Source organism: Arsenicicoccus dermatophilus (genome assembly GCF_046267915.1).
GTDB lineage: Bacteria > Actinomycetota > Actinomycetes > Actinomycetales > Dermatophilaceae > Arsenicicoccus > Arsenicicoccus dermatophilus_A.
The window spans coordinates 1,145,114-1,168,810 of sequence record NZ_CP176520.1 but is presented as its reverse complement, the minus strand read 5'-3'; the positions used below and the strand labels follow the sequence as shown (position 1 = coordinate 1,168,810).

Sequence of the window (23,697 nt, the reverse complement as noted above, 5' to 3'; positions counted from 1 at the left end):
CGGCAGGCGTGTCGTCCGACGGGCGTGGCGCGTCGTCGCCCGCAGGGCCGTCATACGGCAGGATCCGCCCGCGCGGCTAGGCTGACCGCATGACCTTCGCCGACGACCTCGCGCTGGCCGCCGACCTGGTGCGCACCGCGGGCACCCTGGCCCTGCAGATGCGATCGGAGGGGCTCGAGGGCGAGCGCAAGACCTCCGTCTCCGACGTGGTGACCGCCGCCGACCACGCTGCCGAGGAGCTCGTCAGCACCCGGCTGCGCACCGAGCGCCCCGACGACGCGATGATCGGCGAGGAGGGCACCTGCGAGGTCGGCGTCACGGGACGGACGTGGTACATCGACCCGGTCGACGGGACCTACAACTTCCTCGGTGGGATGACCCACTGGTGCTCCGCGCTCGCCCTGGTCGACGAGGACGGGCCGGTGCTCGGCGCGGTCTACCACCCGCAGACCGACGAGCTGTGGCTCGGCGGTCGCGAGCACCCGACGAGCCGCAACGGCGTGCCCGTCAGCCCGATCGAGGACCAGCCCCTCGCCCTGGTCAGTGCCGCGACCTACCTGCACCCGACCCGCTTCGACCGGCCCGAGATGATCGCCCCCTGGGCCGAGGCGACCAAGCGGTGCGCCACGGTGCGGATGCTCGGCTCGGCGTCGGTGGACCTGTCGTGGGTGGCGGCCGGACGGCTGGGGGTGTGGTATCAGGCCGACTGCCACCCCTGGGACTGGTATCCCGGGCGCGCCCTGGTCGAGGCCGCCGGTGGTGTGACCGAGCTGGTCGAGGTGGGCGAGCACGTCTGGCACGTGGCGGGCACCCGGGCGGCGGTGGTCGACGTCGCCGCGGCGATGCGCACCTGCCTGCCCGCCGAGCGGCGCTGAGCCGCAACCGACCTCGCGTGCCCCGCATCCTGGTCCTCCCGCGGCGGCAGACCGATCCGCTCCTGCCGGCCGGGAGCCTGCTACGGCTCACCGTGCCCGGGGCAGCGGACGAGCTCTTCGCGTGCGAGTACGCCCTGCTCATCGGCGCCGCGGACCGGGTGGAGCTCGCGCTGTCGCTGCACGACGCCCAGCCGGCCGGGCCGGGGGTCACGCAGATCAGCGGGTATGTCGTGGCGCCGGCGCCGTTCGCGCACCGGGCGTGGTCTGCAGGCCGGGCCCGGGTCGTCGACCTGGCCCAGGACGCCGCACCCTTCCTGTGCGCCGAGGCCGAGATGGCCGAGCTGGTCGCCACGCGCCGGCACTGGGACGGTCGCTATGCCCTGACGGGACGTCAGCCGTTGACGGACCCCTCCCCGGGTTTCGTCGAGTGGGCCACGAGCCGACCGGATGACGGTGGCCTCCTGCTGCTCGGTGACGGCGAGGGGCGTCACGCCCGGGCCGTGCCTGCACGCCACCCGGTGACGATGGTCGAGCTGAGCCCGGTGGGCGCCGAGGTGTGCCGGCGGCTCGCCGCACGTTCCCTGACCGTCGAGACCGGCGACGCCTACCGCTGGCTGCGGGCGGCGCCGGTGACCTGGCGGTGGGTCGCGCTGCACTACCTGCCGGCCCCGACCGAGCCCCAGCTGCGACTGCTGCTCACCCGGCTGCGCGAGGCCGTCGACGCCGGGGGCGGATGCTTCGTCGAGATGGCGCGGTTCGCCCTGCCCGCCGAGGTCGCCGAGCTGATGGCGGCGGCGCTGGGCACCAGGGCGGTCGCATGGCGACGCGAGGCCGACGACCTTGAGCGGGTGCGGCTGGTGGCCGGGCGCTGACCACCGGAACCGGTCGTGCCCAGGGCCACGACCCGCCGCGACCCCACCGGCCCCGGCGACGCGCCGCTCAGAAGAGCGCGGACATCAGGGCGGTGCGCCCCTTCTTGACCCGCGGGTCCTCGGCCCCGACGACGTCGAAGAGCTGGACCAGGTGCAGCCGCACCCGCTCCCGGTCGTCACCCGCCAGGGTGCGGACCAGGTCCACCAGGCGCAGGAAGGCGTCCTCCACGTGGCCGCCCATGACGTCCAGGTCGGCCACGAGCAGCTGGGCGTCGACGTCGCTCGGGTCCGCGGCCGCCGCCGCGCGGGCGGCGTGCAGGTCGACACCCGTGGTGCGCTGGAGCAGGTCGACCTGGGCCCTGCCGATGGCGGCGTCGCGGTCCTTGGGGTCCTTGGCGAGCGCCTTGTCGTAGGCCGCGCGGGCGGCGTCGAAGTCACCCCGGTCGAGGGCGGCATAGGCCTCCTCGTGCTCCGGGGACAGCGGCGGTAGCTCGGCGCCGTCGTCCGCCCCCTCGACCCGGCCGGTGACACCGTTCGCGACGGCGACCTTGGCCAGCTCGTCGACATACCGCTGGATGACCTCGCGGGGCTGCGGACCGACGAAGAGCGGGACCGGCTGGCCCTGCAGCAGGCCCACGGCCATCGGGATCTGCTGCACGCCGAGGGCCTGGGCCAGCCCCGGCGAGGCGTCGACGTCCACGGTGGCGAGCAGGAAGCGACCGCCGGACGCCTCGGCGACGGCTGCGAAGTCGGCCACGGTCTCGGCGCCGCCCTGACGACCGCTCCACACGAGCAGGACGACCGGGTGCTTCACCGACTGCTGCATGATCTGCTGGATCGTGGCGTCGGTGGCCTCGACCACGACGCGCGAACCGCCGGTGGGCTGCGCCGGGGCCTGGGCCTCCCCCTGCCCGGCCGGCGTCCGGGGCGCGCCCGCGGAGGTGGTGGACAGTCCGGACAGGTCGACCGCGCCACGTGCAGCGGCGCCGGGGAACGGCTGGCTCGTCATACGGCTCATTCTGTCGCAGCCGCGCAGGTATGGCGAAAACCGGCGCCGCTGCGACCTACCGGGGGCGGTCGGACTCGCCTGGGCGCGTAGCCCAGGCCGATCCGACCGCCCCCGGTAGGTCTTCAGAAGCGAGCAGGCTCGCGGTAGCTGCCCCACTCCTCACGCAGGGCGTCGCAGATCTCGCCCAGCGTCGCCTCGGCGCGGACGGCGTCGAGCATGGCCGGGATCATGTTGTCGCTCGTGCGGGAGACCTCGACCATCCGCTTGACGGCGTCACGGGCGATGTCCTCGTTGCGCCCGGCCCGGCGCCGGCCGAGGGCCGCCACCTGCTCACGCTCCACCTCGTGCGAGACCCGCAGGATGTCCAGCTCGGAGCTGACCGACTCGGTGAGGCAGTTGACGCCGACGATCTTCTTGGTCCCCTCCTCCAGCGCGATCTGGTGGCGGAAGGCCGCGTCGCCGATCTCGAGCATGAACCACCCCTCCTCGATCCCGTGCAGGATCCCCGAGGTCATCGGCATGCCGGGCGCGTCCGCTCCGGACCGCACGGCCTCGCGCACCGCCTCGGCCAGGCGCGGCTTGTCCGTCGAGTCGACCCGGGTCGTGCCCATCGACAGGATGCGGGTGAAGATCGCCTCCGCCTCGGCCTCGATGCGGTCGGTCAGCGCCTCGACGTACCACGAACCGCCCAGCGGGTCGGCGACGTTCGTGACGCCCGTCTCCTCCATGATCACCTGCTGGGTGCGCAGGGCGATCTCGGCCGACTGCTCGGTCGGCAGGGCCAGGGTCTCGTCCAGGGCGTTGGTGTGCAGCGAGTTGGTGCCCCCCAGGACGCCCGCGAGCGCCTCGACGGCGGTGCGCACCACGTTGTTGTAGGGCTGCTGCGCGGTCAGCGAGACCCCGGCGGTCTGGGTGTGGAAGCGCAGCTGCATGGCCTTCTCGCTCGTCGCGCCATACACGTCCCGCATCCAGCGAGCCCAGATGCGCCGCGCGGCACGGAACTTCGCGATCTCCTCGAAGAAGTCCACGTGGGCGTCGAAGAAGAAGGACAGGCCCGGCGCGAAGGAGTTGACGTCCAGCCCGCGGGACAGCCCCAGCTCGACGTAGCCGAAGCCGTCCGCGAGGGTGAAGGCCAGCTCCTGCGCCGCCGTCGCCCCGGCCTCGCGGATGTGGTAGCCGGAGACCGAGAGCGGCTTGTAGGCCTTGATGCTCTGGTCGCAGTACTCCATCAGGTCGCCGATGAGGCGCAGGTGCGGCTCCGGCGCGAAGAGCCACTCCTTCTGGGCGATGTACTCCTTGAAGATGTCCGTCTGCAGGGTGCCGTTGAGGGTGCCCACGTCGACGCCCTGACGCTCGGCGGCCACGAGGTACATGCAGAACACGGGGACGGCCGGCCCGGACACCGTCATCGACGTGGTGGTCTCGCCCATGGGGATGTCGCTGAACAGGATGTCCATGTCGGCGGCGGAGTCGACGGCGACGCCGCAGTGCCCCACCTCGCCGAGGCTCATCGGGTCGTCCGAGTCGCGCCCCATCAGCGTGGGCATGTCGAAGGCCACGGACAGCCCGCCGCCGCCGCGCGCGAGGATCATCTTGTAGCGCTCGTTGGTCTGCACCGCGTTGCCGAACCCGGCGAACTGCCGGATCGTCCAGGTGCGCCCGCGATAGCCGGTCGCGTGCAGCCCGCGGGTGTAGGGGAACTCGCCGGGCCAGCCGATGCGGTCCATGCGCTCGTCGGCGGCCGCCTGCTCGTCGGTGGGGCCGTAGACCGGCTCGACCTCGAGGCCGGACAGGGTGGTGAAGTCGGCCTGGCGGATGCGGCCCTTGGCCACTGCCTCGTCATACCGTGCCCGCCACCGGCTGCGGCCCTGGCTGCGGTGCTCGGGGGTGGTGGAGTCGCTGCGCTGAGTCTCCTGGATCGTCATGGCGACAACATACGTGGACGTCCTAGTAGTTGTCAGTGCCCGGCGCGCTCCGGCTCGGCGACGGCGGTGTCGGCGGCCTCGGCCGGATCGTCGGCGTCGGCGAAGTCCCCTGCCGCCACCCGGACCCGGCGCAGCACGCCGAAGAGCTGCTCGTGCTCGCCCTGGTCCAGGACGTCCAGCCCGAAGCCGAGGGCGTGCAGGTCGGCCGTCGCCGCCTCCATGACCGCGTGGCCGGCGTCCGTGATCTGGGCGAGGGTGCCCCGGCCGTCGTCAGGGTTGGGCACCCGCCGCACGAAACCCTGGGTCTCGAGCCGCTGCACGATGCTCGTCGCACTCGTCGGGTGCACCATCAGCCGCTCCCCGATGCGCGTCATCGGCAGCCCGCTCGCCCGGGCGAAGGCCAGCAGCACCAGCGCCTCGTAGCGCGCGAAGGTCAGCCCGTGCCGGGCGCATGCCTGATCGAACTGCATGGTCAGCACCTGCGCGACCCGCAACAGGCTGGTGGCCGTCGCCATCTGGGTGGCGGGTGCCCCGTCGCCCCACCGCTCCCGCCAGGTCAGCTCGGCGCGGGCGATCGGGTCGAAGGGCAGGTTGAGCGGGGTCACCCGCGCAGGATAGAGGCGCGGCCGGGTGGGCGTCACCGCGCGTCGCCGCCGTGACCCCAGGGCGGGGGCTCCCCCGCCACCTCGTCGAGCAGATCCGCCAGCGCCGCTCGATCCACCCGCGCGACGGGCGAGGTGGCCACCCAGGTGCCTCGCGGGCTGCGCAGCTCGATCCGCCCTCCCTCGGTCAGCTCGCCACGCACCTGCAGCACCGCCTGGCGCGGCGGGCGACCGGCGACCTCGACGATCCAGGTGGGCTGCTCCCCCACCATCACGAGCACCGCATCCGCTCCGGGACCGAGGGGTAGTCCGACCACGGTGCGGGACTGCGCCCACGGCGCGGCCAGCAGGCGCTCGAGGCTGCGGCGTGCCCGGCACACCCGCACGGCCTGGACCGCGAGCGCGAGCAGCAGGGCGAGCGCGCTCAGCGGCGCCCATCGACGGGCGTCCGCCCCGACGGTCGTCAGCGCGGCCGTCAGCGCGGCCAGGACCAGCACCACCCACCAGCCACCGGCCGCCAGGGTCAGCCAGAACTGGCCGGACCAGGAGCGCACCTCCTCCAGGGAGAGCGGCTCCGGGTCCGGATCGCCCTCGTCGTCCCAGCCCTCCTGCGCGGACAGCTCGAGAGCACGCCGCACCAGCGGGTCGCGGGCCAGCGGGGTGGACGGTGGCGTGGTGATCGCGAGGACCGGGCGCAGGCTGATCGCACGGACCTCCTCGAGGCGTGCCCGGGCCCGTGCGCGCAGCCACCCGGCCAGGGCGAGCAAGCCGATCCCCAGGCCTGGCGCCCAGAACCTCAGGAAGCTGGACAGCCCTTCGTAGGACGCGCCCTCCCCACGCAGGAGTCCGGTGTGCGCGCGCACCCGGATCGGGTCGCCGGCCCGGATGGGCCGGCCCTCGTGCTCGGAGCAGTCGACGTGGATCCCGGACACCCGGTCCGCAGTCCGCGGATCCACCCAGCTCACCAGGCAGCTGCCGTGCTGCGGGGTCTCCTCGACGCGAGCGGTCACGTCGACGCCGGTCAGCCAGACCGGCCACAGGAGCGCGGAGCCGAGCAGGCAGAGCGCTGCGAGACCGGCGGCGACCTGGGCGGGTCGGGACCTCACCCGGCGGCCCGGGGCCGGTCCGCCGGTCGAGGCCCGGTGGGCTCCCGTCGGGTGCGAGGACCGACGGAAGCTGTCCAGGGCCTCGACCGCAGCCAGCGGGACCCCCACGAGCAGGCGCCGCCCGTCGGGACCGTGACAGACGTCCAGCACCCAGATCTCCTGGCGGTGCCCGTCCTCCAGCACGGTGCGCACCGTGTCCTCCGGCAGGTGCAGCGGGGTGCGCCAGCGCCAGATGTCGCAGGACCACTCGAGCTCCTCGCCGACGACCGCGACGCTACCCGTCCGGTCCAGGCCGGCCCGCTCGTCGACGAGCAGCGCCACCATCTCGCGGCGGTCACCCGCGACCCAGGCATGAGCGTGGCATGCTCTGAGCCGTCCCCTCGTCCACCTCACCACCGCCGCGAGGACCAGGCCCAGCGCCACCACCAGGAGATGGTTCATCGGCGGTCACCCGGGCCGGACAGCGGCGCGTGGGGGTCGATCAGCCCCGACGGGCGGCGATCTTGGCCTCGAGTCGCTCCAGCTTGCCGTCGAGCTCGCCCGTCCGCCCCGGACGCAGGTCGGCCTTGAGCACCAGCGAGACGCGGGGGCTGTGCTCGGCGCACGCCTCGCAGGCGGCCTTGATCACGGCCAGGCACTCGTCCCACTCGCCCTCGACGGTGGTGAACATCGCGTCGGTGCGGTGCGGCAGGCCGGAGTCGCGGACGACCCGGACGACGTCGGCCACGGCGTCGGAGACCGAGCCGGACTCGTCGGAGGCGGTGGCGGGGGCGATGGAGAAGGCGAAGAGCATGAGGCGAAGGTACCTCTCGGTCAGGCCGTCCGGTCGAGCAGGGTGACCCCGTGCCAGGCTCCCGCGAGGACCACCACGAGAGCGGCAGCGGACGCGACGGCGGCGGTGAGCATGTGGTACGCGATGGCGTGAGCCCCCATGTAGGGGCCGATGGTGACGAGCTGGTAGAACGCGCCGAGGGCGCCCACCGCCGCCGGCAGGGGCAGCAGGAGCGCGGCGACGGAGGGCACGCGCCGGACGACGAGGTCAGGATGGCGCCGGGCCAGGTCGTGGTGGGCGGTCCGGCAGATGGCGACGAGGCCGAGGACCGAGCAGAGGTACATCAGCCACCGGGCCACCGGGAGCCCGCCGACCGGCATGGCGAGGGCGGGCACGTGGCCGGTCAGCCAGGACGGCTCGTGGGTGAGCTGGTCCCAGGCCAGGTGCGACAGCGACCCCACCAGCACGGCGGGCAGGGACCACAGCCAGTAGCTCCGGTCCAGGCCCGGTGGGCGGCCGGGCATCCGGGCGCGGCACCAGTCGGGCAGCGCGTCCCGGACCGGGGCGCGCAGGTAGTAGCCCCACACGGCGGTCATCATGAGCGCGACGGGCACGCAGAAGGCCACGAGCCCCAGCCACGTGTGGGTCCACGAGTGGGCCTCGTCCCGGGTGCCCAGCACTCCGCCCGGGACGTAGATCGGCACGTCCGGCGACAACGACCCGGCCACGAGGGCCGCCAGCGGCAGGTGCGACCGACGCAGGGGCAGCACCACGGCGGGGTGAGCGAGCGTGAACGGCACCCAGGCAGCCTAACCACCAGGCGTATGTCGTGCAGGGCGCTCGGCAGCCGCCCGGCCCCGCGCCTGGACCGGTCCGCGGGGCCGACCCCGCCTCGTCCCGGAGGCCTGCCGCGGTCTCAGGTCAGGTCCGCGAGCACCTGGTCGGCCGCGCGATAGGGATCGCTCTGCCCGTCCACCACGGCGGAGGCGAGCGCCTCGATCCCGTGGGAGCCGCGCAGGTCGCCCATCCGCTCGCGCAGCGAGGTGATGACGATCGACTCGATCTCGTCGGCGGCCCGACGGGTCCGGCGACGTCGCAGCTCGCCCTTGTCCTGCATCCAGGCCAGGTGCTTGTCGAGCGCCTCCACGACCTCCCCGACGCCCTCGTGCTTGTGGGCGACGGTCTTGACCACGGGCGGGCGCCACAGGCCGGCCTCGGTGCGGTCGCCGAGGGAGATCATGTGGCGGATGTCGCGGACGGTGTTGTCGGCACCGTCGCGGTCGGCCTTGTTGACCACGAAGACGTCGCCGATCTCCAGGATGCCGGCCTTGGCGGCCTGGATCCCGTCACCCATCCCGGGCGCCAGCAGCACGATGGTGGTGTCCGCCAGCCCGACGATCTCGACCTCGCTCTGGCCGACGCCGACGGTCTCGACCAGGATCACGTCGCAGCCGGCCGCGTCCAGGACGCGCAGGGCCTGCGGGGTCGTCCAGGACAGCCCGCCGAGGTGACCGCGGGAGGCCATCGAGCGGATGTAGACCTGGGGGTCCAGGACGTGGTCGGCCATCCGGATCCGGTCGCCGAGGAGCGCGCCGCCCGAGAAGGGCGAGGAGGGGTCCACCGCCAGCACGCCGACGCGCAGGTCACGCCTGCGCAGCTCGGTGACCAGCGCGTTGGTCGAGGTCGACTTGCCGACGCCCGGCGACCCGGTGATCCCGACGATGTGGGCGTGGCCGGTGTAGGGCGCCAGCGCAGCCATCACCTCCCGCAGGGCCGGGTGGGCGTCCTCGACCATCGAGACGAGCCGCGCGACGGCTCGGGGGGCCCCGGCTCGGGCCTGCTCGACGAGGGACGGGATGTCGACCTGACGGGACACGGTGGGCTGCTCCTCCGAAGGTAGGGGGCCGCGCGGACGCCTCGGCAGGAGGCGCCCGCGCAGCAGGGTCTTACTTCGCGACCTTGACGATCAGGGCGTCGCCCTGACCTCCGCCGCCGCACAGGGCGGCCACGCCGGTGCCGCCACCGCGCCGCTTGAGCTCGAGGGCCAGCGTCAGGACGACCCGCGCCCCGGACATGCCGAGCGGGTGTCCGAGGGCGATGGCGCCGCCGTTGACGTTGATCTTGTCCTCGTCCAGGCCGAGGTGACGGGCCGACGCGATGCCGACGGCGGCGAAGGCCTCGTTGATCTCGACCAGGTCGAGGTCCTTGGGGTCGATGCCCTCCTTGCGGCAGGCCGCCTCGATGGCGTTGGCCGGCTGCAGCTGCAGGGTCGAGTCGGGACCGGCGACGTTCCCGTGCGCGCCGATCTCCGCCAGCCACTCCAGGCCCAGCTCCTCGGCCTTGGCCTTGCTCATCACGACGACCGCGCAGGCGCCGTCGGAGATCTGCGACGCGGAGCCGGCCGTGATGGTGCCGTCCTTGCTGAACGCCGGACGCAGCTTGCCCAGGGACTCGGCGGTGGTCTCGGCGCGGACCCCCTCGTCGGTCTTGAGCTCGATGGGGTCGCCCTTGCGCTGGGGGATCGTCACCGGGACGACCTCGTCCTCGAAGCTGCCGTCGGCCCAGGCCTTGGCGGCCAGCTGGTGCGAGCGCGCGGCGAAGGCGTCCTGCTCCTCGCGGGACACGGCGTTCTCGTCGACGTTCTCGGCCTCGGTCAGCAGGCCCATCGGCTGCTCGGTGAAGACGTCCCACAGTCCGTCCACGATCATCGAGTCGGCGAGCGTGGTGTCGCCGTACTTGAAGCCGTCACGGGACTTGGGCAGCAGGTGCGGGGCGTTGGTCATCGACTCCTGGCCGCCGGCCACGACGATCTCGAACTCGCCGGCGCGGATGAGCTGGTCGGCCAGCGCGATGGCGTCCATGCCGGACAGGCAGACCTTGTTGACCGTGAGCGCGGGGACGGTCATCGGGATGCCGGCCTTGGCCGCGGCCTGGCGGGCGGGGATCTGACCGACGCCGGCACCGAGCACCTGGCCCATGATGACGTACTCGACCTGCTCCGGGTTGACCCCGGCCCGGTCGAGAGCTCCCTTGATGGCGACGGCGCCGAGGTCGGCTCCGCTGAAGCCCTTGAGGGAGCCCATGAGCCTCCCCATGGGCGTGCGGGCGCCGGCGACGATGACCGACGGGGTGGATGCAGCGGACATGGGTGAGGCCTCCAGCAGCGATGGTGGGTGAGGTCTGTGCAACCCCACCATAGCCAGCAGCACCAGGGAGGAGCACGACGCCCAGGTGGTGGCTGGTGGGCGCCGTCGTGACTCTCGTCATACGCCTGTCGCGACCGACCCCGGCTGGGTCGCTCCGGACCAGGGGTCCTAGGCTGGAGCCATGGCTGACAACGACCTGCAGGGACTGTTCACGCACATCGACCACGTCGGCATCGCCGTCCGTGACCTCGACGAGGCCATCGAGTTCTACGAGACCAAGTACGGCATGAGGATGGCCCACCGCGAGGTCAACGAGGAGCAGGGCGTCGCCGAGGCGATGATGGCGGTCGGCGACTCGACCTCCCACATCCAGCTCCTCGCTCCCCTCGACGAGCAGAGCACCATCGCGAAGTTCATCGACAAGAGCGGCGTCGGCATGCAGCAGATGGCCTACCGCGTCGAGTCCATCGACGACGTGTGCGCCACGCTCAAGGAGCGCGGCCTGCGCCTGCTCTACCCCGAGCCCAAGCGCGGCACCGCCGGCTCCCGCATCAACTTCATCCACCCCAAGGACGCCGGTGGCGTCCTCGTCGAGCTGGTCGAGCCCGCGCCGGGCGGCATGCACTGAGGTCCTGCCCCCAGCCCGTACGACGGAGCGCCCGTCCCCCACCGGGGGTGGGCGCTTCGTCGTGTGGACGAGCTAGCGGACCGTGCCGGCCGCCGCGATCTCGGCCACCGTCACCGAGGTCAGCCCCCGGGCGCGAAGCGCTGCCAGCAGGTGCGGCAGCGCCTCTACCGTCGCGCTGCGGTCGTAGGTCTGGGCCCACCGCCCGGCGACGTGCCCGCCGTCGTGGGCCAGGACCACCGCACCGGGCGCGAGACTCTCGCCGAGCGCCCGACCCCCTGCCGCGGCACCGGCGTGCAGGGTGGCCTCCAGGCAGTCGGTCCAGAAGACCTGCCGCTCCCCCGCCGCGTGCGCCTGCCCCGCGACGGCCCGGCTGGTCCGCCCGACCGGCGGTCGCAGCAGCCACGGCTCCCCCGCCGACCCCGCCGTGGCCGTCACCGCGGCGCGCCCCCGCCGGATCTGGTCGCCCGCCTCGGGCGCCGGGATCGCGGTCAGGTCCGGGTGGTCGTGCGTGTGGTTGGCCACGAGGTGCCCCTCGCGGCGGATCCGGGCGACGAGATCGGGATGGGCCGCGGCGTTGGTCCCGACGAGGAAGAAGGTCGCGCGGGCGGCATACCGCCGCAGCAGGTCGAGCACCGCAGGGGTGTAGGCCGGGTCCGGCCCGTCGTCGAAGGTCAGCGCCACCCATGGGCGGGAGGTGCGAACGGCGTTGATGCAGCGGGGATCTGCCGCCCGCCGCGCCTGCGGGGAGGTCGTCGGGCCGCCATACGCCAGCTCGAGCCGACCGTCCTGCACCACCGCCAGCCCGACACCGGACAGGGCGCACAGCGCCGAGCCGACCAGGATCGTCCGCCGAGGTATGCCGGGAGCGGGGACCGGCTCCTGCCGGTCTCCCCGCCCACCGGGGCCCCGCCCTGGATCCGCACCTTCCACCCACCCATCGTAGGCACCCCGTGACGGAGGTCACCGTTGTGAGGGGCCTCTCAACTCCTGGTAGCCCTCCCGACGCGCCAGTACCGTCGAACGGACAGGCACACGGTGGTGCCCTGCCAAGGAGCCAGAGATGACGAACGACCGCATGATCGCCATCCGCGACGCCATCATGAGCGGCGACCGCACCGACGAGACCTACGCCGGTCTGGACCTGCCGGAGTCCTACCGCGCGGTGACCGTGCACAAGGACGAGGTCGGGATGTTCGAGGGCCGCGCCAGCCGCGACAAGGATCCCCGCGAGAGCCTCCACCTCGACGAGGTGCCCCTGCCCGAGCTCGCCCCGGGCGAGGCCCTCGTCGCCGTCATGGCCAGCTCGATCAACTACAACACGGTGTGGACCTCGATCTTCGAGCCGGTCCCCACGTTCGGGTTCCTGGAGCGCTACGGCCGCACCTCGGCGGCCGCGAAGCGGCACGACCTGCCCTACCACATCGTCGGGTCCGACCTCGCGGGCGTCGTCCTGCGCACCGGCCCGGGCGTGCACATCTGGCAGCCCGGCACGGAGGTCGTCGCCCACTGCCTGTCCGTCGAGCTCGAGCACCACGACGGCCACGACGACACCATGCTCGACCCCGAGCAGCGGATCTGGGGCTTCGAGACCAACTTCGGCGGCCTGGCCGAGCTGGCCATCGTCAAGGCCAACCAGCTCATGCCCAAGGCCGAGCACCTCACCTGGGAGGAGGCGGCCTCCCCCGGCCTGGTCAACTCCACGGCCTACCGCCAGCTGATCTCCCGCAACGGCGCGGGCATGAAGCTCGGCGACCGGGTCCTGATCTGGGGTGCGTCCGGTGGGCTGGGCTCCTACGCCACGCAGATGGCGCTCGCCGGCGGGGCCACCCCGATCTGCGTCGTCTCCTCGCCGGAGAAGGCCGAGATCTGCCGCAAGATGGGCGCCGAGCTCGTGATCGACCGCAACGCCGAGGGTTACCGCTTCTGGAAGGACGAGCACACGCAGGACCCCAAGGAGTGGAAGCGCTTCGGGGCCAAGATCCGCGAGCTCACCCACGGCCACGACCCGGACATCGTGTTCGAGCACCCCGGTCGCGAGACCTTCGGCGCCTCGGTCTACGTCACCCGCAAGGGCGGCACGATCGTCACCTGCGCCTCGACCTCGGGATACCTGCACGAGTTCGACAACCGCTACCTGTGGATGAACCTCAAGTCGATCATCGGCTCGCACTTCGCCAACTACCGCGAGGCGTGGGAGGCCAACTCGCTGATCCGCCGCGGTCTGATCCACCCCACGCTGTCGGAGACCTATGCCCTGGAGGACGTGGGCCAGGCCGCCCTGGACGTCCACCGCAACGCCCACCAGGGCAAGGTCGGTGTCCTCACCCTGGCCCCCGAGGAGGGTCTCGGCGTCAGCAACCCGCAGCTGCGCGACCAGCTGCAGACCGAGATCGACCGCTTCCGCCACGTCTGACCGCGCGCCGCCATCACCGGGGCCCGGGTCGCAGCTGGCGACCCGGGCCCCGACCTGCGTGACCGGCCGGCGTCAGGCCCCCTCGGCGACCTCACCGGCATACGTCGTCGGCAGCGGACCGAAGCCGGGCCGCACCCGGGCCACGATCTCGTCCAGCGCCCGTCGCACGTAGGTCTCCCCCACCCACAGGTGCTTGCACCCGTCGATGCCGACGACCTCGGCCTGCGGCACCACCGCGAACCTCTCCCGCGCCGCCTGCGGCTGCAGGTAGTCGTCGTGCTCAGGCACCAGCGCCACCAGCGGCCGCCCGTCCACGGCCCACTCGCGCAGGTGCTCGGGCCGGGTCCACCGCAGCGGGGGGCTGAGCAGGACGGCCCCGTCGATCGAGGGGTCCAGGCCGTACATCAGGGTCAGGTCGGTGCCGAAGGACCACCCGACCAGCCACCGGTGCGGGAGCACGGGGCTCTCGTGGAACTCGGCATACTCGATCGCCGCCGCGACGTCGAAGCGCTCGCCGTCGGCATTGTCGAAGGCCCCCTCCGACGTGCCCCGCGGCGAGCTCGTCCCCCGCGTGTTGAACCGCAGCACGGCGATGTCCGCGAGCGCGGGCAGCCGGTAGGACGCCTTCTTGTAGACGTGGCTGTCCATGAAGCCGCCGTGCGTGGGCAGCGGGTGCAGCGTCACCAGCGTCGCGACCGGGTCCCGCTCCAGGGGCAGGGCGAGCTCGCCGACGAGGGTGAGTCCGTCCGCCGTGTGCAGCTCGATCGCCTCCCGCCGCGCGGGCAGGATCGTGTTGGCGCGGATCTCGTGCTCAGCCATGGGTTCCTCGTCGGTGGTGGTGGTCAGGTCGTATGCCGGGAGCAGGCGCCGGGCACGCCCGCCCGCGGGGCCGGCACGCCGTGCCCACGGGTGTCAGCGGCGGCGCCCGGGCAGGTGCCGGTGGTTGCGCGCGGCCCAGCACCCCTGGTGCCAGTGCCGCCGGTCCGGCAAGCCCCGCAGCCCCTCCGCCGGCCAGGCCACCACGTGCGGCAGCGAGTCGGGCAGCTCCTGCTGGCAGCCGGGGCAGCGATAGACCTTGCCGTTGGCCGCTCCCCGCACGGTCCGCACCATCCAGGCCCCGTCGGGGTGCTCCTCGCGCCGCTCCATGCCGGCGAGCCGTCCGACCGCCAGCGGCACGTGCTGGTCGGAGCGTCGGTTCGCGCGGGGCATGACGCCATTGTCGCAAACCCGTCGTCGTGGTGGTCCGGGTGCCAGGACGCCGTCACCGGCCCGCCTCGGCGGCGGACCTCGGCGGCGGACCTCAGTGGCGCGGACCGGAGTAGTACGCCTTGGTGGGGTCCGTCCGGCCGAGCAGCTCGGGGACGGTGACCAGCGTGTACCCCTGGCGCTGCAGGCCCTTGACGATGCCGGGCAGGGCCCGGGCCGTGCTCGGGTGGATGTCGTGCATCAGGATGATGGAGCCGCGGCGGGCACCGGCGAGCGCGCGACGGGTGGTGGTCGCGGCGTCGCGGTTCTTCCAGTCCTCGGTGTCCACGTCCCACAGCACGAAGGGATACCCGGCGTGCGGGGTGCGCCGGTCGAACGCACCGTAGGGCGGTCGGACCGCGACGGGGGCGGTCCCGGTCGCGGACCGGATGGCCTTGGTGGTGCGGGTGATCTCCTCGGTCACGGTCCGGGCGGGCAGGCGGGTCAGCTGACGATGGGTCCAGGTGTGGTTGCCGACGGCCATGCCGAGCCGGTGCATGCGGCGCATGGTGCCGGGCGCGGCCTTGACCGCGGGGCCCAGGGTGAAGAAGGTCGCCCGCGCCTTGTGGGCGACCAGCGTGTCCAGGATCGCGGGGGTGTGCTTGCCCGGACCGTCGTCGAAGGTCAGGGCGAGGCACCGGACCTTGCGGCAGTCGGTCGCGGGTCGGGCGGCGGGGACCGGTGAGGTCGGGTGCCGGTCGGTGGCGTCGGCGGAGGCCGGGGTCGAGCGCACGACGGCGTCGCGGACCCGGCGACCGGCCGGGGACAGCAGCCGGTCGGTGGTGGGCCGGTCGAGGGTGACGAGCACCCGGCCGGTCCCCCCGGTCCGAGCCTGCGGCGCCGGGACGACCAGCTGCAGCCCGCCCTGACGGGTGAAGGCGACGTCGTCCAGGATCGCGTCGACCGGGCCGGGTCGCACCGGTGCCGCGGCGCGACGGCCAGGGCGCACGGCGTGGTGCACGGCGGCCACGACCCGGGCGCGGCCCTGGGGGGTGATCAGGTCGGGACCGCGCCATACCGCCCGCCCGTCCCGGGTCCCGTAGACCGTCGTGCTGTCGGGTGCGGCGTGGGTGCCGCTCTGCTCGGTGCGCAGCCGGACGCCGACGAGGCCGGCGTGGTCCGCCACCACCGACCAGGTGGTCGTCAGCTCCGAGCCGGTCCGCCACATGGCCGTCGGCACCTGGGCGATCCGTCGTCGCACCTGGGCGCGCACCGCCCCGGCGAGCGCCGTGGCGCCGGGGACGGCCGGCCAGGTGGCGTGCAGCCGTCGGGGCGTCCAGGAGGTCTCGGTGGCCACGTCGAGGGGCGGGATCGCCACGGCCCCCGGGTCCTCCTCCGGCCCGAGCGGTCGGACGGAGGCGAGGACGGCGGGGGCCGCGACGGGAGCGGGTTCCGGCGTGGTCGCGGACCAGGCGGGTCCTGCGGGCAGGACGCCGAGGGCCAGGGCGAGGGGCAGGGCGCGTCGCAGCGTGGGAGTCGTCAGGGTCACCACGGCAGCCCAGCACGACACCCTCCACGCACCCTGACCGGGTGGCGGCACGGCTCAGTACGACCGGAACCCACGCCTGGTCTTGCGACCGAGATAGCCCGCCGTGACCATGTGCTCCAGGAGCGGCGCGGGGGCAAACCCGCGGTCGCGGAACTCGAGGTAGAGCTGCCGCTGGATGGCGTAGGACACGTCCAGCCCCACCACGTCGAGCAGCTCGAAGGGCCCCATCGGCAGGGCGCAGCCGTTCTTCATCGCCGTGTCGATGTCGTCGGCCGTGGCGTAGTGCGCCTCCAGCATCTTGACCGCGTCGTTGAGGTACGGGAACAGCAGCGCGTTGACGATGAAGCCCGCCCGGTCTCCGCAGCGGACCGGCACCTTCCCCAGCCCGGCACACAGGCGCACGACGGTCTCCGCCACGTCCGCGGCGGTGGACACCGTGGTCACGACCTCGACGAGCTTCATGACCTGGGCGGGGTTGAAGAAGTGCATGCCGATCACGTCGGCGGGTCGCCGGGTGGCGGCCGCGACCTGGATCACCGGCAGCGAGCTGGTCGTGGTGGCCAGGATGGCGCCGTCCCGGCACACCTCGTCCAGGCGCCGGAACATGTCGGTCTTGACGTCGATGTCCTCGGCGATGGCCTCGACGACCAGGTCCACGTCCGCGAGCGCCGAGACGTCGGTGGCGCCGGTGACCAGGCCGAGCGCGGTGGCCTTGGCCTCCTCGGTGGCCTTGCCCTTGCTGACGGCCCGGTCCAGGCTCTTGGTGATCGCGGCGGTGACGCCCGCGACCTTGTCCTCGCCGCGGCCGACGACGGTGACCGGGTAGCCCGCCTTGGCGAAGACCTCGACGATGCCGCAGGCCATGGTGCCGGTGCCGACGACGCCGACGGTCCGGACCTCGCGGGTGGGGGCCGTGCTCGCGTCGGACGAGGGGGTCTGGGCGTCGGGGACGATCGTGCCGGAGCCGGGGCCCTCGTAGGTGTAGAAGCCGCGTCCGGTCTTGCGCCCGAGCAGACCCGCCGTGACCATCTGCTTGAGGATCGGGCTGGGGGCGTGCAGCTTGTCCCGGCCCTCGCGATACATGGTGTCGAGCACCTGGTATGCCGTGTCCAGGCCGATGAGGTCGAGCAGCGCCAGCGGCCCCATCGGGTAGCCGCAGCCGTGCTGCATCGCCGCGTCGAGGTCCTCGCGGGTCGCGTAGCGCGACTCGTACATGCTCATCGCGTGGTTGAGGTAGCCGAAGAGCAGGTAGTTGCCGATGAAGCCGGCCTTGTCCCCCACCACGACCGGGGTCTTGCCGAGTCGCTCGGCGAGCTCGCGGGCCGCGGTGACCACGTCGGGGTCGGTGACGACGGTCGAGATGATCTCGACGAGCTTCTGGACGGGGGCGGGGTTGAAGAAGTGCAGGCCCACCACGCGCTCGGGGTGGCTGGTGGCGACCGAGAGCTCGGTGACCGACAGGCTGGAGGTGTTGGTCGCGAGGACGCACTCAGGGCGCACGATCTCGTCCAGGCGGCGGAAGAGCTCCCGCTTGATGTCCAGCACCTCGGGGACGGCCTCGACGACGAGGTCGCACCCGGCGACTGCCTCGAGCTCCGCCGCGAAGGTGATCCGCCCGAGCAGCTCGGTCTGCTCGTCGGCGGCCATCTTGCCGCGCGCGACCGCGCGACCGGTGGACCGCTCCACGTGACCCCGTCCGCGCGTGACGGCTGCCTCGTCCATGTCGACGGCGACGACCTGCAGTCCGTGCTTGGCACAGACCTCGACGATGCCGGCACCCATGGTGCCGAGCCCAACCACTCCGATGCTGTCCACGGTGCGCTCCATGCTGAGAGTCTTCGCGGGGTACGGGAACGGCAGCAAGACTGTCGCACTGCGGGCTTGGTCACAAAACTACTGCGCGGTAGCGATCTCCCGCGGGGCGTGACCGCCGTGTGGTGACCATCACGCCGCCTGCCGCGGGGCTAGGGTGCTGCGCGTGCGTCTCGTCATAGCCCGCTGCTCCGTCGACTACGAGGGCCGCCTCACCGCCCATCTCCCCCTGGCCACCCGCCTGCTCATGGTGAAGGGGGACGGCTCGGTGCTGATCCACTCCGACGGCGGGTCCTACAAGCCGCTCAACTGGATGTCCCCGCCGTGCGCGCTGGCCGAGGTCACCCCCGAGGAGGCGGAGACCGAGGAGGGTGCCACCGCCGTCTGGGTCGTGCGCAACGCCAGGTCGGGCGACGCGCTGCGGATCGCGATCCACGAGATCCTGCACGACTCGTCCCACGAGCTCGGGGTGGATCCGGGGCTGGTCAAGGACGGCGTCGAGGCCCACCTGCAGCGGCTGCTCGCCGAGCACATCCACACCCTCGGCGAGGGATGGTCCCTGGTGCGGCGGGAGTACATGACCGCGATCGGCCCGGTCGACATCCTGTGCCGCGACGACACCGGTGCGCACGTGGCCGTCGAGATCAAGCGTCGGGGCGAGATCGACGGGGTCGAGCAGCTCACGCGCTATCTCGAGCTGCTCAACCGCGACCCGGCGCTGGCCCCGGTCACGGGGATCTTCGCCGCCCAGCAGATCAAGCCCCAGGCCCGGACCCTGGCCACCGACCGAGGCATCCGCTGCGTCACCCTCGACTACGAGGAGCTCAAGGGGATCGACCGCTCGGAGTTCCTCCTCTTCTGAGGAGGTAGGCCGAACCTGCCCGGCCACCTGCCCGCGCCCCATGCCAGGCCGCAGGCCGCTGCGGCGGCGTCCGTCGGGGCGGCCCGCGTCCGCTGCGGCCTAGGTGTACTGACCGGGGACGTTGATCAATCGTGAGAACGGTGGCTGGTTCCCGCAAGCCGTGTGCGGACGATGCTGGTTGTAGTCGTGGAGCCAGCCGGGTAGCGCCTCTCGGCGTTCCTGCTCGCTGGTGTAGCAGCGGGCGTAGGCCCACCCGTCGGCCATGGTCCGGTGAAAGCGCTCCACCTTCCCGTTGGTCTGCGGCCGGTACGGGCGGGTCCGCTTCGGAGTGATCGACAGCGCTTCGCACGTGTCGCGCCACAGGTGCGACCGGTATGCCGCACCGTTGTCGGACAGCACCCGTTCGATGGTCACGCCGCGTTCGGCGAACCACGCCACGGCCCGGTGCAGGACGGCGACGGCGGTGATGGCGGTCTCGTCGTCGTGGACTTCGGTGTACGCGACGCGGGAGTGGTCGTCGATGACGGTGTGCACGAACGCGTACCCGAGCCTGGGGTTATGCCACTTGCTCTTCGGCTTGCCTGGGGTCGCCGCACGATTGCGTTCACCTTGACGCCGGCCGACGTAGCGCCAGCCGCCACCGTCGGGGATGTTCCCTAGCTTCTTCACATCCACGTGCACCAGCGACCCCGGGTGGGGGTGTTCGTACCGACGGATCGGCTCGCCGGTGGCCCGGTCGACGTACGACAGCCGGTTCAGGCGTGCCGCCGTGAGGATGCGGTGAACCGTCGACGGGGCGATGCTGAGCCGGGCGGCGAGCTGAACTGGCCCTTCCCGCAACCGCATTCGCAGGCTGACGCATCTCTTCGCCACCGCCTGCGGGGTTTTGTTGGGGGACGACTTCGGGCGCGATGAACGGTCGTGCATGGTCTCGCCGGACAGGTACCTGTCGACCCAGCGCTTCACCGTGGGCCAGGAGACCTGGAATCGGGCGGCGACCTCGCTGATCGGGTAACCGTCATCGACGACGAGACGGGCGACCTTGAGGCGGTGGCGCGGTGTCAGTGCCGCGTTCGCGTGTGACATCGGATTCCTTGCTCGGGTAGGCATCGTTGGGCTGAGGGCGTCGAGCGTGAGGAGCAGGCCCCTCGGCGGGTCACAGGGCGAGTCGTGCGGCGAGGGCGCGGCCGGTGTGGGTGTCGGTGGTGGGCAGGTCGGCGGCTGGTCCTTGGTATGTGATGCGGCCGCCGTCGGGTCCTGCGTCGGGGCCGAGGTCGATGATGTGGTCGGCGGTGGCGATCAGGTTCAGGTGGTGGTCGGCGATGACGACGGTCGCGCCGGCGTCGACGAGGCGGTGGAGCAGCCGGGTCAGGGTGTCGACGTCGCTCATGTGCAGCCCTGTGGTGGGCTCGTCCAGGGCGTAGACGGTGGCGGACTGCGCGATGCGGGTGGCGAGGCGTAGGCGTTGGCGTTCTCCTCCGGAGAGGGTGGATAGGGGTTGTCCGAGGGTGAGGTAGCCCAGGCCGACATCAACCAGTCCGGCCAGCGGCGGGCCTGCGGGAGTGTTGGTGTAGCGGGTGGCGGCGTCGGCGACCGGCAGGGCGAGGACGTCGGCAATCGTCAGGCCGTCCAGGGTGTGGGTGAGCACGCCTGCGGTGTAGCGGGCGCCGTTGCAGGTGGTGCAGGTGACGGGGACGGGGCCGCTTCCGGGGGCGTCGAGGTAGGTGACGCCCAGGCCGGTGCAGTCCGGGCATGCGCCGGCGCTGTTGGCGCTGAACATGGCGGGCTTGAGCTTGTGTCCGGGGGTGCTGCCTGCTTTGGCGAAGGCGTCGCGGAGCCAGTCCATGACGCCGGTGTACGTGGCGGGGGTCGAGCGCCGTGATCCGCGGATGGGGCGTTGGTCGATGACTGCGATGTCGTCGCGTCGGGGCAGGTTCGTCAGCAGAGATGTCTTCCCGGCGCCGGCGACGCCGGTGATGCAGGTCAGGACGCCCAGGGGGATGTCGACGTCGAGGTGGTGCAGGTTGTGGGTGGTGGCGTCGTGGATGCGCAGGGTGCCGGTGGGAATGCGGGGCGTGGTGTTGAGGGTGGGTCCGGCGGCGAGGGCTGCGGCGGTGGGAGTGTGCGCGTCCGCGAGCTGGGCGGGCGTGCCCTGGAAGGTGATGGTGCCGCCGGCGGTGCCGGCGCCAGGGCCCAGGTCGATGACGTGGTCGGCGGCGGTGATGACGTCGGGGTGGTGCTCGACGACCAGGACGGTGTTGCCCTTGTCGCGCAGCGCGTGCAGGAGCGTGACGACCTGGGCGGTGTCGTGGGCGTGGAGCCCGGCGGCGGGTTCGTCGAAGACGTAGGTCAGGTCGGTGAGGGCGGAGTCGAGATGAAGGACGGTGCGGATGCGTTGTCCCTCGCCGCCGGACAGGGTGGAGGTGGGGCGGTCCAGGGCGAGGTAGCCCAGGCCGACGCGGGTGAGGTTGGCCAGCAGGGACTACAGCTGGGCGATGAGCGGTGCTGCGGCTGGTAGGTCGAGGTCCGCGAGCCAGCGGTGCAGGTCCGTGGCGGGCATGGTGTGGCAGGTGGTGATGGGGGTGTTGTCGATGGTGCAGGCGCGGGCGGCTGAGTTCAGGCGGGTGCCGGCACAGCCGGGGCAGGGCCCGGTGGTGGCGGCGTGCTCGAGGGCCTCGCGTAGGCGTGGTTTGAGCGCGGCGGGGTCTTTGGACAGGTACAGGCGGGTGATCTTGGTCAGGACTCCTTCGTAGGCCATGGGGTAGGTGCCGGTGTCGACGTTGGGTCCGGTGCCGGTCAGGAGGTGCTCGAGCTCGGCCGGGGTGTATGACTGCACCGGCTTGTCGTTGTCGAACGCCCCGCTGCGGGCGTAGACCTTCCAGAACAGGGACCCGACGGTGAAGTTGGGGAACGTGATCGCGCCGTCGTTCAATGACAGGGATCGGTCGAGGACGAGATCGACGTCGAGGGTGGCGGTGCGTCCGGTGCCTTCGCAGGCTGGGCACATCCCGGTGGGAGCGTTGAAGGACAGTGCGTGGGGGCCGGGTACGGGTGGGGTGCCGTGGCCGGCGTAGAGCTGGCGCAGCAGGGACCAGGCGTCGGTCGCGGTCCCGACGGTGGAGCGGGGGTTGGCGCCCAGGGGCGCCTGGTCGACGACGATCGACGCACTGAGACCTTCGAGGGTGTCGACGTCGGGGCGTGGCAGGTGGGGCATGAGGTTCTGGACGAAGGCCGGGTAGGTCGCGGCGAGCAGCCGCTGTGACTCGGCTGCGATGGTTTCGAAGGCCAGGGAGGACTTGCCCGATCCCGATACCCCGGTCACCACGGTGAGCTGCTTCTTCGGGATGTTGACGTCGACATTGCGCAGGTTGTTCGTGCGGGCGCCGCGCACCCTGATGACGCCGCTGCCCGACACGGGCTGCTCCTGGGGGGTCTTGGGGGTCATCGGTTCAGTCCTGGTGGGTCGCTGCGGTCTTGGGCAGGGCGAGCATCGCGACGGCCGCGAGCAGGTGGGTGGCGACCTGCCAGGGCATCGCCTGGGCCAGTGCGTGACCGAACAGCTCAGCCGGTGGGGTCGCTGTGCCGGCGCTCGAGGTGGCGTTGAAGAAGACGGTGCCGAGGACGGCGACGCCGACCGCTCCGCCGATCTGGTTGACGGTGGACAGCACCCCGCCGGCGGCGCCGGCGCGGCGGCCGGGAACGCCAGCCAGGACGACGTTGACCAGGATCGGCGCGGCCAGTCCCAGGCCGAGGCCGCCGAGAAACATGGCGCTGGCCAGGGTCCAGTAGCCGGGAGTGGCGCCGTCGCGGACGAGCCACCACAGCAGCGCCTGAGACGCGGCCAGGGTCAGCGAACCGGCCACGAGCAGGGCTCGCCCGGCCCTCGCGGCGAGGGCGACACCCGCACCGGAGGTGAGCATCGACCCTAGGGCGTAGGGCAGGATCACCAGGCCCGTGTCCCAGGCCGAGCGGCCGGTTCCGGCCTGCAGGTAGATCGACAGGACCAGGAAGAACGAGGCGAGGCCACCGAAGAACAGCACCGACGCGGTCAGGCCGGCGACAAAGGGTCGGACCTTCAGGAGGTCGGGGTCGAGCACGGGCTCGCCACCGCGGCGTGCGAGGGCGCTCTCGTAGCGCAGGAACCCGGCCAGGACGAGCACGCCGGTGGTCAGCAGAGCCCAGCCCCAGGTGGGCCAGCCCCAGTCGCGACCCTGGACGAGGGGCAGCAGCACCAGCAGCACCCCGACGGAAGCGAGCAGGGCCCCAATGACGTCTAGGCGAGAGTGGGCCGCAGCGCGGGACTCGGGCAGGACCCGCCAACCCAGCACGAGAGCGACGACGGCGACGGGGATGTTGATCCAGAAGATCGTGCGCCAGCCCAGACCCGCCAGGTCGGCGTCGACCAGTGCTCCGCCGATCAGGGGTCCGGCGACCGAGGCCAGGCCCTGGACGGCGCCGTAGGCGCCGAAGGCCTTGGCCATCGCCGCCGGCTCGAAGGAGGAGCGGATGATCCCGAAGACCTGCGGGACCATGAACCCGCCCGCGAGTCCCTGGACCGCCCGAACGGCGATGAGCGCACCTGCGGTCGGGGCGAGGGCGCATGCGGCCGACGCGACGGCGAAGGCGGTCAGGGCGGCCAGGAACATCCGGCGTCGTCCGCAGTCGTCACCGATACGCCCACCGGTGATCAGGCCGGAGCCGAGCGCCAGCGTGTACGCGGCAAGCATCCACTGCAGTTGTGCCGGCGACGCGTGCAGATCCGCTGCGATGTGCGGGGCCGCGACCGTGACGATGGTGACGTCGAGCAGGTCCATGAACGAGGCGAACAGGACGACCAGCAGCGCGAGCGAGGCCGCCCGGCCGCCTACCCGAGCATCCGTCGCGGTGTCTTGAGGAGAAGTCATGGCCTCACCGTGCTGTCGATTCAGGACACCGAATGTC

At 72.4% G+C, this 23,697-nt stretch carries 23 protein-coding genes; 6 read left to right on the top strand and 17 right to left on the bottom strand.

Annotation, left to right across the window (positions count from 1 at the left end; translation table 11 throughout):
• The first annotated feature begins 89 nt into the window (after nt 1-89).
• Nucleotides 90-875: an inositol monophosphatase family protein gene (locus ACK2IS_RS05805; RefSeq protein WP_409485200.1), complete on the top strand. Its 786-nt coding sequence runs from the start codon at nt 90-92 to the stop codon at nt 873-875.
• A 17-nt stretch (nt 876-892) separates the two neighbouring features.
• Nucleotides 893-1,747 carry a hypothetical protein gene (locus ACK2IS_RS05800; RefSeq protein WP_409485199.1) on the top strand — a complete coding sequence of 285 codons (855 nt, stop codon included), beginning with the start codon at nt 893-895 and terminating at the stop codon, nt 1,745-1,747.
• Nucleotides 1,748-1,814: 67 nt separating this feature from the next.
• On the opposite strand, the gene ACK2IS_RS05795 is transcribed toward ACK2IS_RS05800, so the two are convergent.
• The 8 genes from ACK2IS_RS05795 to ACK2IS_RS05760 all read right to left on the bottom strand — a co-directional run bounded on the left by ACK2IS_RS05795 (nt 1,815) and on the right by ACK2IS_RS05760 (nt 10,307).
• Entirely contained in the window at nt 1,815-2,756 is a 942-nt protein-coding gene (locus ACK2IS_RS05795; RefSeq protein WP_409485198.1) for a co-chaperone YbbN, read from the bottom strand.
• Between the two features lie 122 nt (nt 2,757-2,878).
• Nucleotides 2,879-4,681 (bottom strand): methylmalonyl-CoA mutase, encoded by a 1,803-nt coding sequence (locus tag ACK2IS_RS05790; protein WP_409485197.1) that lies wholly within the window; start codon nt 4,679-4,681, stop codon nt 2,879-2,881.
• Between the two features lie 32 nt (nt 4,682-4,713).
• On the bottom strand, nt 4,714-5,286 hold the full coding sequence (locus ACK2IS_RS05785) for a MarR family winged helix-turn-helix transcriptional regulator (RefSeq protein ID WP_409485196.1): 573 nt from the start codon (nt 5,284-5,286) through the stop codon (nt 4,714-4,716).
• A 32-nt stretch (nt 5,287-5,318) separates the two neighbouring features.
• Nucleotides 5,319-6,830 (bottom strand): hypothetical protein, encoded by a 1,512-nt coding sequence (locus ACK2IS_RS05780; protein WP_409485195.1) that lies wholly within the window; start codon nt 6,828-6,830, stop codon nt 5,319-5,321.
• A gap of 40 nt (nt 6,831-6,870) precedes the next feature.
• Nucleotides 6,871-7,182, bottom strand: coding sequence for an MTH1187 family thiamine-binding protein (locus ACK2IS_RS05775; protein ID WP_409485194.1), 312 nt, complete (start codon nt 7,180-7,182; stop codon nt 6,871-6,873).
• Nucleotides 7,183-7,202: 20 nt separating this feature from the next.
• Entirely contained in the window at nt 7,203-7,961 is a 759-nt protein-coding gene (locus tag ACK2IS_RS05770) for a DUF4184 family protein (protein WP_409485193.1), read from the bottom strand.
• Between the two features lie 116 nt (nt 7,962-8,077).
• Nucleotides 8,078-9,037 carry a methylmalonyl Co-A mutase-associated GTPase MeaB gene (meaB, locus tag ACK2IS_RS05765; protein WP_409485192.1) on the bottom strand — a complete coding sequence of 320 codons (960 nt, stop codon included), beginning with the start codon at nt 9,035-9,037 and terminating at the stop codon, nt 8,078-8,080.
• Between the two features lie 70 nt (nt 9,038-9,107).
• Nucleotides 9,108-10,307 carry an acetyl-CoA C-acetyltransferase gene (locus ACK2IS_RS05760; protein ID WP_409485191.1) on the bottom strand — a complete coding sequence of 400 codons (1,200 nt, stop codon included), beginning with the start codon at nt 10,305-10,307 and terminating at the stop codon, nt 9,108-9,110.
• Nucleotides 10,308-10,488: 181 nt separating this feature from the next.
• On the opposite strand from ACK2IS_RS05760, the gene mce reads away from it, so the two are divergent.
• Nucleotides 10,489-10,935, top strand: coding sequence for a methylmalonyl-CoA epimerase (gene mce / locus ACK2IS_RS05755; RefSeq protein WP_409485190.1), 447 nt, complete (start codon nt 10,489-10,491; stop codon nt 10,933-10,935).
• Nucleotides 10,936-11,007: 72 nt separating this feature from the next.
• On the opposite strand, the gene ACK2IS_RS05750 is transcribed toward mce, so the two are convergent.
• On the bottom strand, nt 11,008-11,865 hold the full coding sequence (locus ACK2IS_RS05750; protein WP_409485189.1) for a polysaccharide deacetylase family protein: 858 nt from the start codon (nt 11,863-11,865) through the stop codon (nt 11,008-11,010).
• A gap of 145 nt (nt 11,866-12,010) precedes the next feature.
• On the opposite strand from ACK2IS_RS05750, the gene ccrA reads away from it, so the two are divergent.
• A complete protein-coding gene (gene ccrA / locus ACK2IS_RS05745; protein WP_409485637.1) occupies nt 12,011-13,348 on the top strand; it encodes a crotonyl-CoA carboxylase/reductase in 1,338 nt (445 codons plus the stop codon).
• Between the two features lie 72 nt (nt 13,349-13,420).
• Here the strand turns inward: ccrA and ACK2IS_RS05740 are convergent, their stop codons facing one another.
• From ACK2IS_RS05740 to ACK2IS_RS05725, 4 genes are all read right to left on the bottom strand, one after another.
• Nucleotides 13,421-14,167, bottom strand: a complete 747-nt coding sequence (locus ACK2IS_RS05740) for an alpha/beta hydrolase (RefSeq protein ID WP_409485188.1) — start codon at nt 14,165-14,167, stop codon at nt 13,421-13,423.
• Nucleotides 14,168-14,260: 93 nt separating this feature from the next.
• A complete protein-coding gene (locus tag ACK2IS_RS05735; RefSeq protein ID WP_409485187.1) occupies nt 14,261-14,557 on the bottom strand; it encodes a hypothetical protein in 297 nt (98 codons plus the stop codon).
• A 91-nt stretch (nt 14,558-14,648) separates the two neighbouring features.
• The gene (locus ACK2IS_RS05730) at nt 14,649-16,082 is read right to left on the bottom strand and encodes a polysaccharide deacetylase family protein (protein WP_409485186.1); all 1,434 of its coding nucleotides are present in this window, start codon (nt 16,080-16,082) and stop codon (nt 14,649-14,651) included.
• A 54-nt stretch (nt 16,083-16,136) separates the two neighbouring features.
• Complete coding sequence (locus ACK2IS_RS05725) at nt 16,137-17,909, bottom strand: 3-hydroxyacyl-CoA dehydrogenase family protein (protein ID WP_409485185.1); 1,773 nt, start codon at nt 17,907-17,909, stop codon at nt 16,137-16,139.
• A 151-nt stretch (nt 17,910-18,060) separates the two neighbouring features.
• Between ACK2IS_RS05725 and nucS the strand changes: the two genes are divergently transcribed.
• The gene (gene nucS / locus ACK2IS_RS05720) at nt 18,061-18,756 is read left to right on the top strand and encodes an endonuclease NucS (protein ID WP_409485184.1); all 696 of its coding nucleotides are present in this window, start codon (nt 18,061-18,063) and stop codon (nt 18,754-18,756) included.
• Nucleotides 18,757-18,855: 99 nt separating this feature from the next.
• Here nucS and ACK2IS_RS05715 read toward each other — a convergent pair whose 3' ends face one another.
• A complete protein-coding gene (locus ACK2IS_RS05715; protein WP_409485183.1) occupies nt 18,856-19,842 on the bottom strand; it encodes an IS481 family transposase in 987 nt (328 codons plus the stop codon).
• A gap of 70 nt (nt 19,843-19,912) precedes the next feature.
• Nucleotides 19,913-20,602 (bottom strand): ATP-binding cassette domain-containing protein, encoded by a 690-nt coding sequence (locus ACK2IS_RS05710; protein ID WP_409485182.1) that lies wholly within the window; start codon nt 20,600-20,602, stop codon nt 19,913-19,915.
• Between the two features lie 51 nt (nt 20,603-20,653).
• Between ACK2IS_RS05710 and ACK2IS_RS05705 the strand changes: the two genes are divergently transcribed.
• Nucleotides 20,654-21,274 carry a hypothetical protein gene (locus ACK2IS_RS05705; RefSeq protein ID WP_409485181.1) on the top strand — a complete coding sequence of 207 codons (621 nt, stop codon included), beginning with the start codon at nt 20,654-20,656 and terminating at the stop codon, nt 21,272-21,274.
• Here ACK2IS_RS05705 and ACK2IS_RS05700 read toward each other — a convergent pair.
• Both ACK2IS_RS05700 and ACK2IS_RS05695 read right to left on the bottom strand, forming a co-directional pair.
• Complete coding sequence (locus tag ACK2IS_RS05700; RefSeq protein ID WP_409485180.1) at nt 21,239-22,201, bottom strand: hypothetical protein; 963 nt, start codon at nt 22,199-22,201, stop codon at nt 21,239-21,241. The two genes, ACK2IS_RS05705 and ACK2IS_RS05700, sit on opposite strands and share 36 nt — an antisense overlap.
• A 4-nt stretch (nt 22,202-22,205) precedes the next feature.
• Entirely contained in the window at nt 22,206-23,660 is a 1,455-nt protein-coding gene (locus ACK2IS_RS05695; protein WP_409485179.1) for an MFS transporter, read from the bottom strand.
• Nucleotides 23,661-23,697: the final 37 nt, after the last annotated feature.

Coding starts and splice junctions, on each gene's coding strand:
- ACK2IS_RS05760 (WP_409485191.1), bottom strand. CDS start 10,307: ATGTCCGCTGCATCCACCCCGTCGGTCATCGTCGCCGGCGCCCGCACG.
- ACK2IS_RS05695 (WP_409485179.1), bottom strand. CDS start 23,660: ATGACTTCTCCTCAAGACACCGCGACGGATGCTCGGGTAGGCGGCCGG.
- ACK2IS_RS05700 (WP_409485180.1), bottom strand. CDS start 22,201: ATGACCCCCAAGACCCCCCAGGAGCAGCCCGTGTCGGGCAGCGGCGTC.
- ccrA (WP_409485637.1), top strand. CDS start 12,011: ATGATCGCCATCCGCGACGCCATCATGAGCGGCGACCGCACCGACGAG.
- ACK2IS_RS05780 (WP_409485195.1), bottom strand. CDS start 6,830: ATGAACCATCTCCTGGTGGTGGCGCTGGGCCTGGTCCTCGCGGCGGTG.
- ACK2IS_RS05725 (WP_409485185.1), bottom strand. CDS start 17,909: ATGGAGCGCACCGTGGACAGCATCGGAGTGGTTGGGCTCGGCACCATG.
- ACK2IS_RS05710 (WP_409485182.1), bottom strand. CDS start 20,602: ATGGACTGGCTCCGCGACGCCTTCGCCAAAGCAGGCAGCACCCCCGGA.
- ACK2IS_RS05795 (WP_409485198.1), bottom strand. CDS start 2,756: ATGACGAGCCAGCCGTTCCCCGGCGCCGCTGCACGTGGCGCGGTCGAC.
- mce (WP_409485190.1), top strand. CDS start 10,489: ATGGCTGACAACGACCTGCAGGGACTGTTCACGCACATCGACCACGTC.
- ACK2IS_RS05790 (WP_409485197.1), bottom strand. CDS start 4,681: ATGACGATCCAGGAGACTCAGCGCAGCGACTCCACCACCCCCGAGCAC.
- ACK2IS_RS05775 (WP_409485194.1), bottom strand. CDS start 7,182: ATGCTCTTCGCCTTCTCCATCGCCCCCGCCACCGCCTCCGACGAGTCC.
- ACK2IS_RS05805 (WP_409485200.1), top strand. CDS start 90: ATGACCTTCGCCGACGACCTCGCGCTGGCCGCCGACCTGGTGCGCACC.
- ACK2IS_RS05735 (WP_409485187.1), bottom strand. CDS start 14,557: ATGCCCCGCGCGAACCGACGCTCCGACCAGCACGTGCCGCTGGCGGTC.
- ACK2IS_RS05715 (WP_409485183.1), bottom strand. CDS start 19,842: ATGTCACACGCGAACGCGGCACTGACACCGCGCCACCGCCTCAAGGTC.
- ACK2IS_RS05740 (WP_409485188.1), bottom strand. CDS start 14,167: ATGGCTGAGCACGAGATCCGCGCCAACACGATCCTGCCCGCGCGGCGG.